Raw genomic sequence first — 12329 nt, 5'->3', positions numbered from 1 at the left:
CACGACACGACGATGTTATTGAAGGGCTTGCTCTAATAAACGTATTCTACGGCTTAAAGTTGATAATGACATACCAAGGTTTATGGATGCTTTTTAAAGCTACCTAGTTTTACTATGGTGCAAAAGTAACGTAAATCATCAAGAGAATAACTAGCTGCCATTAGAACTACTTTATTATTTAGGAGGTAGACAATATTAACAGCGGCACTTTAAAATTTCATTCGAGATTAAAAGTAGAGAAGACCGAGGTTTTTATTGATAAAGATCAACAAAGAAAAGCTAATAAAATGCATAATTTAACGCTGTTAATCATATTATTTAAAATACAGCAGTGAATGCTCTATTTTTTCATTGCTTGTTTTATATGGACTTTAATGAACGAGGCTTATAAGTGGCTCTACTCATAAATAGTAAATGCATTAACTGCGATAGTTATAAGGTTTTCAATTAAAGTCTTTAAAAACAGCTCGTTACTTTGTCGTGCTATAGCTTGTGCTACGATTTTACGTAACTCGTTAGCACTTGGTTAGTATCTTAAAAAGAACCTTAGAAGGCAAATTGTATTAACTAAAAAATTAAAACACAAACTACCATAAACTTTGAATCGATATTATTTAAATCTAATAACGCTTAAATAAGATTGCCAAGTAAGTAAGAGTACTGGTAGATAACGTAACTCAATCTGATCAGCTAAATGAATAAACGTAGTTTGAAGTCATGTTTGCTAGGGGCATTGAAATAGACATTAGAAATGTCAATTAGAAATGTCAATTAGAAATGTCAATTAGAAATGTCAATTAGAAATGTCAATTAGAAATGTCAATTAGAAATAAAGTTGCCGCTGCCTTTTTAGAGTTATAAATAAATCAATACTATTAGCTTAATACAATTAACTGCCTATTAAATGCTTATTTATGGCGTACGTATTATCAAGCTGTTGCTCTATTAAACTAATCGTTTGCTTATTTACGTCGAGCGCTTTTGCTGTGTTTTTAAGTTTAAAATAATCTCTGCTATTTCAGATATGATAACTTGTACCTGCTTCCAATTTGCGTAACCAGCAGCAGAGGCTAGCTTTTGAATCGCTTTTAGTGGCGGGTTTTTTCCAAATCCAGCAAACGAAGTAGCATGCTCATTAAAAGGGTGAGGACTAAAAGTGACATCATAAAAAGGCGCTAAATCCCACTCACCAGAATCTTCTTGTAAAAAAGCCCAGTTTTTTACTGTGGTCGTCTTGGTTACAGCTAAATAAATTAAACATAGCCCGACGAAATTGTAATTGCCTGCAGCAGGTGATTTGCATAAAACACGGCTCGCTTTAATTAAATCTTCATAATCTAATGTAGGTGTGCGAAAAATCAGCATCAAGCAAGCCACATGCACTATGCATATGTTTGCAGCCCATTTTATTACCCCTTAATTTAAACCTATCGAATCGTTTTAGGGCAAGCCATTGTTTTGCACCGGTCCCTTCTGGGGCGGGTACCAGAATCTCTGGGGAGGGTTTAATCCCGCTTGTTCAGCTAAATCCAAATACACAGCTTCACATAACCCTTCCTCATGTCCTAAAGCGAGGTTTTTTGGATGTGAATTTTATTAACCCAAGCATCATCACCTGTTTTAGGTTTTGTTCTACATTCTTGTATATTATTGTCAGAAAAATAAATTTGGGCTTTTGGGCGTGCACCGCCGGAGCTACCAGCAGCCACTAACGCAGAAAGTACTTCTTCTGTTTGTCCGTCAAATATTGCTTGGGCTTGTTGGCCTAATGTAGCAAGACAGCTTCATCGTCATTTGTGCCATCATAATGAGTTTCAGGTGTAAACGATAATGCTCCCATAGCCGAATGGCCAACAAAAGATAAGCGGTCCATTGCTGTAACAAAGTTAGGCATTATATTATTTTGTCTGAATACACGATCCTGTAGTAATAGCCCCCACCCATCAGGTAAACAATCAGAAAAGACCCCATGCAATCCATTATGTGGGCTTTTGGGTGCTAACTGAACATCTCTATTAAGGCGAGTGAAAATGGTGAAAGATTACCATATGTGTCTAAATAGCCTTGATCGAATGAAAGTAAACACCTTGTCTATTTTGAGCAAAGTACACCAACCATTAACTCTGTTGAGTCTGACAGTGTACGTTTTACTTCTAGCTTTTCTATGGGTTTAAAGGCCATTGTTTAATACCTGAGCAATTGACGTTGGCGCATTCTTACCTTGAGTTGGCGCTTTTGTTAATTCATATAAACGAGTCAAATCGTCGAGAGATTGCCACAAAGTAATAGCTGCCTGAATGAAATAAGTCCTGTAACCTCAAACTTTTTTATTGTAGAAGCAGGTACCGTACTTTTTTTAGCTAACGCCTCACGTGACATCTTTGCTTTTTTGCGGCGTTCTTTTAGATGCTCAGCAAAAGCTAGCTGCACATCACCTTCGCTTAATAATAAATAATTAATAATAGAACCTCAAAAAAGACATGTGTGTATCTAAAGTGGATTTTAAATAGGGTTAATGGATACTATAGTGTCTATTTTGTTGCGAGTAAAGCGTTTGATACGTGTTAATGCCAAGCAAAGTAGATACTGGCTAATTTTGTTCAGGTTCCTTATACAATAGAGTGTAAATCAATTAGAAGCGTAAAAAATTAAAACGCATTTTAGTGTTTTTCACTTTTCACCATAAAGTGCCTTTTAGGGATCTTTAAGCTGCATTTTGGGCCTTAAAGTGACTTATTGGTCACTTTAACTGGCGACGGTTATACCAAAAGTTTTGTATTTTTTTTACTTAATTTACTTTCTTAGCTTGTGTATTTGTCTTAAAAGCAAAGCGCCCAATTCCAGCGCGCTTTTTTAGTGTCGTCATTTTTATAATGCCAAAAATCATATTATAATATCTTAAAGTCTGTTGCAGTAAATGTAGGCTTAAATTAGGCTCGGACTATGAACCCTTATGATGATATTTTGAAACTGTATTAGCGTTAAATGAGCCTAATAGCAACGTAGCTGATAGTGATTATAACCTCAACTTAAAAGAGGTTAATTCGGCTCACTGCCTCAGTATTTCAACTAATGAAAAGCGAGTTCTATTAGAAAAGCTTGGCATTTTGATTTAGTAAAATCAGACAATAAAATCGCATTGTTAAAACATGATACCCAAAATGTTCATTTAATCGCTGTAACAAATACCAAAATAACTAAAAAGTCAGGCTTAAAAGTTACAAAATGTATTATGACGCGCTTTGATTCGGTATATACCCCTAGAGATGTAGCTGATCATGTAATGTCAAACACATACTCGCGAGCACGGAGGTGTTAATTACAGATCTCCATAAAGGAGGTAGCGATGGGCGTTTTTGGAGCTCAAGAATTAGCACCGCATTCGAATTAGGGCTCTTTGTGTACTTTTTAGATTATGAAAAAAATGAAATTTTGCATGCTACTAGCCCAGAACATTTCAATGCGCTTACTCATTCAATGGAAGTTAAATACTCAGACCCCCAGAAACTTAGGGTAATTATAGCTGATAGGTTAATTGATAATATTGAAAGTGACGCATTCTATGCTAAATTGCGTTATTACTTTTAAATTATTATGCACTTACAGATTTTTAAGCATCTATGTGGGTCTTTTCCTCTAACTTTGCTGGTCGACATGCAAATTAGTTAAATAAACTCTAATCTAGTTTAATACGAAAATGAGGCTAACTTGCTAAGTTAGTTAGCGGAGCAATTTTACAGGTAGCAATTATGGAAAGCCTTTTAGTCAATTTAAGAAAATACCGCCCTAGAGAAAATAATGATCCACTAGAAAACTTTTTAACAGAAGCGTTTGCTTGGCTGTTAAGAAGTAACCGAGAAGTTTTACAAGCAGTACTGGAGTGTATAAATAACAAACTGCAACCACCAATTAATGTGCCCGATGGTGATATTTTTATTTCAACGCAGGAAAATTTTAATAATAAATTCCCTGATCTAGTCATTAGTTGGCATGATTGCACGCTTGTATTTGAGCACAAGGTTAATTCTCCATTGCATTTAAATCAACTTCAAAACTATCGAGAATATGCACTCAAAACTTATGACAACCACAAAATAATATTAATAACCGCTACTTCTTTTCAGCACGCTCAAAAGCCTGATGCTGCATTATGTTGGGAGGAAATTTATAAATGCTTAATAGTTTTGGCTGATAAAATAAATGATGAGCACGCGAGTTGGGCAATCGAAGATTTCTTATCATTACTAAAATCAGAGGGATTAGGGCCAAAAACGCCAATGAATCGCTTCTCAATTGCTAATTATTTAGAGGCCGTGAAGTTTAGTGAACAAGTTGACTCTATCTTCAAAGAGGCTCAAAAACTAGTATGGCCGCTACAAAGCATAGGAATGGAGCCTGTATTTAAGCGCCAAGGAACTGAGTCAAGAGTTGGGCTAGAATTTTGCCCTACGATTAAAGATAAAGGCAGGCAATGGCTTCCTGGAATATTTTGTGGTGTGTTACTCGATGGTGCGGATCACGGGGTTAAAAACTTTACAAACAATGAACTAAAATTATGTTTAGTTTTTGACTTTAATCGAACAGGCCAAGAAACGATTAAACATTCAGAGAATTATAAAAAATTTAAAGAGGGACTTAAATCGTTTGTTAATGATTGGGAGTATATAGATACGGCTGTAGAGCCAAACGCAAAACACAATAAATGGCACCCAATTATTATTTTAAAGCCAATGCTCCCTCTGTTTGAGAGTACCAATACTCACCAAGAACAAGTAAATATAGTGCTTGGGGTGTTTAGCGAATTACAGAAAAACCTTATTGAGAGACCCGAATTTATAAAATTAGTAGAAGAGCTTACAGTGACAAAATCAAGTGTTACTAAGTAGGATTTAACAACCCCATTTTGCAACATGTAAAGTTAGCAAAAGGTAAAGAAGCAGGTTATTCATTAAGCTAAAATAACCTAGCTTTCTAAATAAATGACATGCGGGAAATTTTATTACTAAAAGCCGAAGATCTTCCTCTTCTTTATTATAATACCCATATTATTTCCCTTAATAATAGCTAAAATCGACATCTGAGATGTACTAAAGTACTAGTATTTTAAATTTATATTAGAGGTTTATTTGATATGTATTAATTTAATTAGATATTTGAATTGATTGATATTAATAACACATTATGAAAATTAGATAATTTTGTCCTAGCTGGTAAGACTAATAAAAATGAAACCTTTTCGATACCTAACTCTTTTAGAATATATACCTATCAGCCCTTTAAGTATTTCAGTCAAACAGCTACAAGATGATTTATCACAGCGAGGTGTTGAATTATCAACCCGCATGCTCCAGCGTGACCTGCAATCACTTTACGAGCAAGGTTGCTTTGGGCTTGAAAAAGATACCCGCAGTAAGCCCTATGGCTGGTCTATCAATGCTCAGTGGCGAGGTGGTAACGCAAAAGTTATGAGCAGCGAAGTTGCTGAGCATTATTTGCTTCTAGAGCAGTTACTACCACAATCGGCCCCCATAGATGTTAAGCAGTCGGTACATATTAAAGCAGAGCAGGCACTAAAACGTGTTAATGGCCATGTGCCTGAGTGGTTTTCGACTCTGCCTAAGCCTTCGTTAAAAGTGAATATTGATAATCAGTTAGTTGCGCAAATTGAGCATGCGATTAAGCATAAGCGTGCAGTGAGCACTGAGCTTTATAGAGTACTTTACGATGAGGCACATTGGCTTAAGTTTGCTGAATTGAGTTTTTATAACTTAGTTGAGCAAGGCGGAGTGTTGATGGCGGAGTTTATGGTGGGGTCGCTTCACGATAAATGCTATCAAATGCCGGTTTATCGCATTCGTAATGTACATGTACTACAAAAAAATCGTAGAGAACCGAGTGCTGAACAACTAAAAACGTTGCGCAGTGCTATTAATAAATGCATGAACCAAGAGTGTATTGAACTTATTGTAAAAGCTCCCAAACACTCTGCTGTTAATCAAGGATTTATTGAGCTTGGTGAGCTGACTGACAAGCAAAGTATTGATGAAAAAAACGTATTACTTACCTACCAAACTATTGATACCGAGCAATTAACCGATGAGTTGCTTAAATGTGCACATTGGCTTGAAGTGATTAAGCCGGAAAAGCTGAGACAAAGAATTATTTCTAAGCTTAAAGCGGCTGCTAGTAACTATCAATAACGCTAATTAACTTGGGTGCGTCAATTTTTGACGCACCTATTTGTTATGCTCCTTTAAAAGTTAAGGAGTGATTAGATTATGTTTCAATTAATTCAGCAAAATGATGGTTTATCAATCGGTGTATTTGGTATTGGTGGGTGCGGTTGTAATACCCTTAACAGTATTTTTGAGCAACGCGAGTCTGATCAGGCGCACTTGTACAGTGTTAATACCGATAAAGTAGTACTTGAGCATACACAGAGTGATGAAGCAGTGCTTATAGGTGCTGAGCTAACTCATGGTTATGGTGCAGGAGCCGACCCTAAAGTTGGACTACAAGCGGCAGAAGAGAGTAAAGAGCAGCTTTTATCGCTCATTAATGGCTGCGATATAATTCTGTGTGCAACAGGGTTGGGGGGCGGTACTGGGACTGGCGCTAGCCCGTATATTGCACAACTTGCTAGTGAGCAAGGTAAGCCCATTATATTTGTTGCTACATTACCATTTAGTAGTGAAGGGCAGTTTAGAAATAATATAGCGCAAGCAGGTTTAAATGAGCTTAAAGAGCATGCTAATGCGGTTATTACTCTCCCAAATGATCAACTGATTGAGGTGCTTGGTAACGATATAGGATTATTCGATGCGTTTAAACATTCAAACCAAATACTCCACTCACTGATAAAATCACTCATCGATATGCTTTGCCATCAAGGCTTAATAAACGTTGATTTAAATGACTTTGCTAAAATTATGGATTGCCAGGGAGATGCTGTACTAGGTGTTGGTAAATGCGATGAAGAAAGCGAGCTTACTACTGCGCTTGATGGGGCACTTAACAATCCGCTGGTTAATCAAGTTGATATGTCATCAAGTACGGGTGTAATAATACAAGTCAATTGCAAAGATGAAATTTCACTGGGTAGTTACAACCTCATTACCGATACAGTACGTCAGCAGGTAAGCCCTAATGCGTTAGTTATTTGTGGTGTTTCAAAAATAGAAACCTTAGCAACCAATTATGAGCTACTGGTTATTGCTACGGGCGCGAGTTCTAAAATGGTACTTGATGACACTAAAAGTGAGTCAAGCTCTAAAGTAGTCGCCACTAAGCCAAAGCCATCTGATATTTTTGACATCCCTGCTTTTATAAGAAATCAATCTGCACCACCTAGTAAAAGCTCTTTATAGGTTTGTAAATAACGACAACGCTGTATAGCAATATGTAAGCGCTACTCTAATATTTGCAAAGGGCGGCTCTTTTTAAGCTTTTGGGTTTGCTGGATTATATTACTCCAGATAGTTGAATATGCATTTATTGTGCTTTTGACGTTGGCGATAAATGTATTTGAATTATCAAATTTAAAAAATGATTTTTGTGTCGTTTTGTTTTTTAACTTAGCCTGTATTTTTACTTCTTTAAGTACTTCCTTCTCAAATAGTGAGAAGTTTTTATAAAGTGCTTTAATATCAGTATTATATAATTTATTCGAGTGGTCATAATGTTTACTCATTGGATCGTGCTCTGAAACAGAGTGATGAAGCATTTTTTTAGACTCAATTTCAGCAATCGTTGATGAGCCAATTTTTTTAGTTAGCACTTCTTTCATGTGCGATTTTAAAAAGCTGCGCAGTAGTGTTGGAAATGCTCCGGCAGATCCTTTTATATTTATGTTATCTCGCGGGGCCGCCACCATGTTCTTTGGTGCATGATATTTAAGAGTTCGGTTTAAACTCTCTTTACTTATTGGGTTTGAGGCGTTTTTAACCTTGCAGAATAAATAGGTGCGGTTTATGTCTGGGTTTAATTTTAATTCTTGTTGTATCGCTTTTTTCATTTCGGATGTAAGTTGTATTTTAAACTCTTTTTGGTTTTTCATAGCACCGCGAGTGGTATGAGTTGTTTCAGGAAACGTCAAAAACTTAGGGTTATCTAAATCATCTATATACGATAGATGAAGGTTGCAAAATATTTATGGGTCTTAGCCCAGTAAACATCATCAGTAGTACGGCATTTATTAATGTATTATTTTTAGCTGTTTTTAGGTTTATGTATAGCTGAGAAACAAGAGATATATCAGTATAGGCCTTACAAGGAATAGGCTTCGCCGTTCGAGAAGATATATAATTATTGTCTATTTCTAGGAATGGATTAGTGCCATTATTATATTTATTTTTTGCGAATACCCACAGTTTTTTCATTTGCTCGAATAGCTTAGCCACATGCGGGCCACTTTTCTCTGTTAGTAGTTGGTCAAGCGTTGCTTCTATTATCTCAGGCGTAATAGTCTGAAATAACGTATTTTTACCAAAGGCATTTTGAATTGCATTAAGGTAAGAGGTGTATGTTGTTACTGTGGTTTCAGCTAACTTGCTAGGGCTATGTTTATTTATTGACTGTAAGTTTTCTATTTGTTTACATACTACAAATTCGAATGTGTAATTAGAAGTGCTCTTTTTGTATATTTCAGCCGCTTTTAATTTCGCTGCTGAAAAACTCATATCATTAGAATCACCAAGCTTGATATTTTTTATGCCATGTTCTTTTTTAAAATGAGTAAAAAATTTAATAATGCCATCATTCTGGAAGACAATTCTTATTTGATCTTTAAGTTGATATTTTGAAAGTCTTTTTCCTTTTTCTTGCGCCAATATAATAGTCGCAAGACTGGCTAGCTCTTCCATTGACTTGTCATTGTATGGAGGCTTATTCGCATTAAATTCAGCCATGCAAAGGTCACGACTTTTAATCGTGACCTCACATGGTTTTATTGAATTTAATACTGATGTTGCCATTAATATATAAGCCTTAAAAAAGTTAAAATCATCAAATAACTGATGAGGTATCGCTCTAATAAGGCAATGATATGAAATTAATTTTTTTTACAAAAACTTTGGTAAGTCGAAATTAAACTTTTTTTAATTATTTTTTGCTTTAGCTTCTTGGTCACTTAAATACCTCTCAACGACAGCTCTTCCTTCTTCGGTTAAGATCAAATCTTTTGCTACTCTGCCCGTATCACCAAGAGGCTGATTAATGAAGTTTACATAACTGCCTTTGTGAACTAAATGAGCTTTAATTCTATCTCTCAGGGCTTTCTTTTGGTTGTTTTCATCTAGGTTTTTAGCTTGTTTACTTTGCATACCTGTAAGTTTGAGTTGTTGGCTTTCGAGTTCTTTGGCTCTTTTTAAAATACTTGCTTCATGAATTTTGAATACATTAAATTTTAGCTTTGTTGAAGTGCCAAATAGCTCTTCAGATTTATCATAGTTTAAGCCGTTTGGATCGTCCTCTTTTCTTAGGTGATGAAGCGCGAGTCTTGTGAGTTCCTCTGCGTGTTTAAAATGATAGCCGTTGGCAACCATAATCGCTTTTGCGTTGGATTTAAAAAACTTCGGCACATTGTGCAAAATGCACCTGCAGATCCTTTCATTACAATATTTCTTTTATCTCCTTTTACTGCATCAACAGGTGAGTAATCTTTAATGATCTTATCCAGCGACCTTTTAGCAAATGGTTTGTTAAGATCGCGAGGCTGAAGAAATATATGATCAGGGTTACAGTTGGGTAATGCATTTTCCATCCAGGCTCTCTGCTCTAAAATAATGGTGCGCATGGCCTTGGTTAATGGCAGCTTATATTCTTTTTGGTTTTTCATTTCTCCACGAACCCCAACAACAGATGCCGGAAAGGTAATTAAGGTTGGAAAGTCGATACTATTGAGCCACTCCCACTTCATTTGTGGAATATTAATAGGGCGTATGCCTGTCAAAATCATAAATCGCGCAGCATTTTTTTGATGTACATTTGGGGCCGATGCTAGATTTATCCATAATTCAGCTATCGAATCTAAGTCTGTATAAACTTGGCAAGGACGGGGGCTTTCTACACGGTCAGATACGTAAAAGTCATCGATATCAGCAGCTGGGTTTTTACCTGAGTTAAATTTGTTTTTGGCAAATCGCCATACTCTTCTAATTTGTGCAAAAAGCTCAATTGCTTGGTTGTTAGACTCTGTTTTTATAATTATATCTACAATCTTTTCTAACTCTCCAGCTGTAAGAGACTGGAACGCTCTCTTAAGCGGAAAATGATGCCTGAGCTTTTTTATTCTGCATTGATATGTTCTGAGCGATGAAGCTGCAAATTTAGTGGGTGCGATGTTATGACGCTCTATTAAGCTTTGTTCATATGCATCAAACACAGTTTTAATATTATGATTATTTAAAACGCCATACTTCATTTGATCAGTAAGCTTACGCGCTTTTGCTATTGTTAATTCAGGTGCTTCACCTAACTTGGTATTAGCTATGCCAGATGATTTAGGGAAAGCTGAGTAAAAAGATACTGTTCCAGATAGGGTAAATATAAGACGAAGATTGTGTTGTGCCTCATATTTCGATAATCGCTTCGTATCTTGTTTCTTAACCTCTTGTTTTGATTTTTCTTTTTCCTCAAAAAAGATGATTTGAGAGGCCAAAATAACACAGCGATTTATGTGCTGCATAGAAAATGGCGATTTAAGTTGCTTCCATTCTAGTTTCGCTTTCGTGTATTGAGCTTTGGTAAGCGTTGATAGTGATTTTTTCACTTTGATTAAACCTATATAAATAAAGGCCTTTCGGCGATTTTTATTGATTAAGATCAACAAAGCAACAGAGAAAGATAGGCATAATTCGCGGCTGTAATTTACACCCAAAAATAAAAATTTGTGTTACTAATTTGTGTTACGATTTAATGAAAAATAGCGGTTTTTTATTAAACTAGAACTGCACAAAAGTTAGCCTTTACACACATTTGTTTTTACTTATCTTTTTGTTTTATAATGATATTAATTGAAAAGGCTAAAAAATGGCTCTACTCATAAATAGCAAATGCATTAACTGCGATATGTGTGACCCAGAATGCCCTAATGAGGCTATTTATATGGGCGCTAAAATATACCAAATAGATGCAAACAAATGTACAGAGTGTGTAGGGCATTATGATAAACCTACTTGCGTAAGTGTTTGCCCTATTGACTGCATAAAGCCCGATCCGAATAAGCGTGAAACTTTGGACGAACTAGCAGAGAAATTTGTGCGGGTAACTGGCAAATAACTCGTCAGGTATTTTGCTAAGCAGCTTTTAATTTAGGCTAAAAACACTACTTACATTACTTATTTAGGTTGTAGCTAAGGTCCTCTGCCATGCATTTTTAGTTTCAATCAAATCTTATTACCTTCATTAATTATCAACTATATTGTGTTACCTTAAGGCTTTATAAACTCAAGCATTAATCTAAGTTTTAGATTGCATTCTATAGGAGTCTATTTTGGATATAGGTATTAACGCTATTCAGGCTGTATCTTCAAAACAAGCCATATTTATTAATGATGAGTGCCGAGTATTTGTAATTGGCGATCTTGATGGTGATTTACCGGCCTTAAAAAACGCACTTAATAACGTAAATTTTGACCCTGAAAGAGACACTTTGTTTTGTCTAGGCGATTTTGTTGATCGCGGGGATAAAACATATGACTTATTTACATACTTACAGGCCATTAGGGCATGTATGATATTAGGTAATCATGAGCATTTAATGTTGGAATCATTATTAAGTAATGATAAAGCGGCTTTTAAATTATGGACTGACAATGGCGGCAATTGGCACAAGTCGGTATCGAGTGAAAAGCTCAATGTTATGTGCGATGAGTTACTAACTAAACCTCTTTCAATAGTACTTGAATATCGCGGTTATAAATTTGGGTTGTCTCATACATTTGCACAATCGTGGGATTGGGAAAATTACCCTGATGATAAATCGGTGATTGTGCAATCTTTATTGTGGGATCGCGAAGTAGTTAAACAAAATAAGGTAGTTAAAAGTCATGGAGTCGACTTTTCAATACATGGACATAACTCAACTAAAGCACCTTTTTGGGTGGGTAATAGTTATCATATAGATACCAATTATTATGGTGGAAAGCCGACATTACTCGAGCTTTCAGAGGTTATTGCTACACTTGAAAAGTCATCTGCTCTTTAGGGTTTTCTACTTTTTAAATATCATTCGGCAGCTTTGCTTTTTAAAATGTAAGCTGCTGACTACCACACCTAATTATCCCCTTCGTTTTTTTGTATACACTTTATGATGATTTTTGCACCGTAAT

Annotated in this window: 12 protein-coding genes; 5 read left to right on the top strand and 7 right to left on the bottom strand. The window is 35.8% G+C overall.

The window, feature by feature from the left end; translation table 11 throughout:
- Nucleotides 1-966 precede the first annotated feature (966 nt).
- From ABX891_RS20185 to ABX891_RS20610, 3 genes are all read right to left on the bottom strand, one after another.
- Nucleotides 967-1365, bottom strand: a complete 399-nt coding sequence (locus ABX891_RS20185; protein ID WP_354630505.1) for a HipA domain-containing protein — start codon at nucleotides 1363-1365, stop codon at nucleotides 967-969.
- 400 nt (nucleotides 1366-1765) lie between these two features.
- Nucleotides 1766-1975: a HipA N-terminal domain-containing protein gene (locus ABX891_RS20180; protein WP_354630504.1), complete on the bottom strand. Its 210-nt coding sequence runs from the start codon at nucleotides 1973-1975 to the stop codon at nucleotides 1766-1768.
- Nucleotides 1976-2256: 281 nt separating this feature from the next.
- A complete protein-coding gene (locus ABX891_RS20610; protein WP_502936063.1) occupies nucleotides 2257-2379 on the bottom strand; it encodes a hypothetical protein in 123 nt (40 codons plus the stop codon).
- Between the two features lie 1370 nt (nucleotides 2380-3749).
- Here ABX891_RS20610 and ABX891_RS20170 point away from each other — a divergent pair.
- From ABX891_RS20170 to ABX891_RS20160, 3 genes are all read left to right on the top strand, one after another.
- Entirely contained in the window at nucleotides 3750-4886 is a 1137-nt protein-coding gene (locus ABX891_RS20170) for a hypothetical protein (protein WP_354630154.1), read from the top strand.
- A 339-nt stretch (nucleotides 4887-5225) separates the two neighbouring features.
- Nucleotides 5226-6200 carry a helix-turn-helix transcriptional regulator gene (locus tag ABX891_RS20165; protein WP_309169383.1) on the top strand — a complete coding sequence of 325 codons (975 nt, stop codon included), beginning with the start codon at nucleotides 5226-5228 and terminating at the stop codon, nucleotides 6198-6200.
- A gap of 78 nt (nucleotides 6201-6278) precedes the next feature.
- The gene (locus tag ABX891_RS20160; protein WP_354630153.1) at nucleotides 6279-7367 is read left to right on the top strand and encodes a cell division protein FtsZ; all 1089 of its coding nucleotides are present in this window, start codon (nucleotides 6279-6281) and stop codon (nucleotides 7365-7367) included.
- 41 nt (nucleotides 7368-7408) lie between these two features.
- Here the strand turns inward: ABX891_RS20160 and ABX891_RS20155 are convergent, their stop codons facing one another.
- From ABX891_RS20155 to ABX891_RS20140, 4 genes are all read right to left on the bottom strand, one after another.
- Nucleotides 7409-8056 (bottom strand): hypothetical protein, encoded by a 648-nt coding sequence (locus tag ABX891_RS20155; RefSeq protein WP_354630152.1) that lies wholly within the window; start codon nucleotides 8054-8056, stop codon nucleotides 7409-7411.
- Nucleotides 8057-8114: 58 nt separating this feature from the next.
- A complete protein-coding gene (locus ABX891_RS20150; RefSeq protein ID WP_354630151.1) occupies nucleotides 8115-8972 on the bottom strand; it encodes a site-specific integrase in 858 nt (285 codons plus the stop codon).
- 123 nt (nucleotides 8973-9095) lie between these two features.
- On the bottom strand, nucleotides 9096-9542 hold the full coding sequence (locus ABX891_RS20145; protein ID WP_354630150.1) for a hypothetical protein: 447 nt from the start codon (nucleotides 9540-9542) through the stop codon (nucleotides 9096-9098).
- Complete coding sequence (locus ABX891_RS20140; protein ID WP_354630149.1) at nucleotides 9476-10768, bottom strand: tyrosine-type recombinase/integrase; 1293 nt, start codon at nucleotides 10766-10768, stop codon at nucleotides 9476-9478. Before ABX891_RS20140 ends, ABX891_RS20145 begins: the two co-directional genes overlap by 67 nt.
- Nucleotides 10769-11028: 260 nt before the next feature.
- On the opposite strand from ABX891_RS20140, the gene ABX891_RS20135 reads away from it, so the two are divergent.
- Both ABX891_RS20135 and ABX891_RS20130 read left to right on the top strand, forming a co-directional pair.
- Nucleotides 11029-11277: a YfhL family 4Fe-4S dicluster ferredoxin gene (locus ABX891_RS20135; RefSeq protein WP_024595039.1), complete on the top strand. Its 249-nt coding sequence runs from the start codon at nucleotides 11029-11031 to the stop codon at nucleotides 11275-11277.
- Between the two features lie 214 nt (nucleotides 11278-11491).
- Nucleotides 11492-12205: a metallophosphoesterase gene (locus tag ABX891_RS20130; protein ID WP_354630148.1), complete on the top strand. Its 714-nt coding sequence runs from the start codon at nucleotides 11492-11494 to the stop codon at nucleotides 12203-12205.
- Nucleotides 12206-12329 lie beyond the last annotated feature (124 nt).

The sequence above is a fragment of the Pseudoalteromonas sp. NCIMB 1079 genome, assembly GCF_040567695.1.
Lineage (GTDB): Bacteria > Pseudomonadota > Gammaproteobacteria > Enterobacterales > Alteromonadaceae > Pseudoalteromonas > Pseudoalteromonas distincta.
Note: the sequence above shows the minus strand (reverse complement) of the source record. Positions and strands in the feature narration are given on the sequence as shown.

Coding starts and splice junctions, on each gene's coding strand:
- ABX891_RS20160 (WP_354630153.1), top strand. CDS start 6,279: ATGTTTCAATTAATTCAGCAAAATGATGGTTTATCAATCGGTGTATTT.
- ABX891_RS20165 (WP_309169383.1), top strand. CDS start 5,226: ATGAAACCTTTTCGATACCTAACTCTTTTAGAATATATACCTATCAGC.
- ABX891_RS20135 (WP_024595039.1), top strand. CDS start 11,029: ATGGCTCTACTCATAAATAGCAAATGCATTAACTGCGATATGTGTGAC.
- ABX891_RS20150 (WP_354630151.1), bottom strand. CDS start 8,972: ATGGCAACATCAGTATTAAATTCAATAAAACCATGTGAGGTCACGATT.
- ABX891_RS20610 (WP_502936063.1), bottom strand. CDS start 2,379: ATGTCACGTGAGGCGTTAGCTAAAAAAAGTACGGTACCTGCTTCTACA.
- ABX891_RS20185 (WP_354630505.1), bottom strand. CDS start 1,365: ATGCTGATTTTTCGCACACCTACATTAGATTATGAAGATTTAATTAAA.
- ABX891_RS20145 (WP_354630150.1), bottom strand. CDS start 9,542: ATGGTTGCCAACGGCTATCATTTTAAACACGCAGAGGAACTCACAAGA.
- ABX891_RS20170 (WP_354630154.1), top strand. CDS start 3,750: ATGGAAAGCCTTTTAGTCAATTTAAGAAAATACCGCCCTAGAGAAAAT.
- ABX891_RS20155 (WP_354630152.1), bottom strand. CDS start 8,056: ATGAAAAACCAAAAAGAGTTTAAAATACAACTTACATCCGAAATGAAA.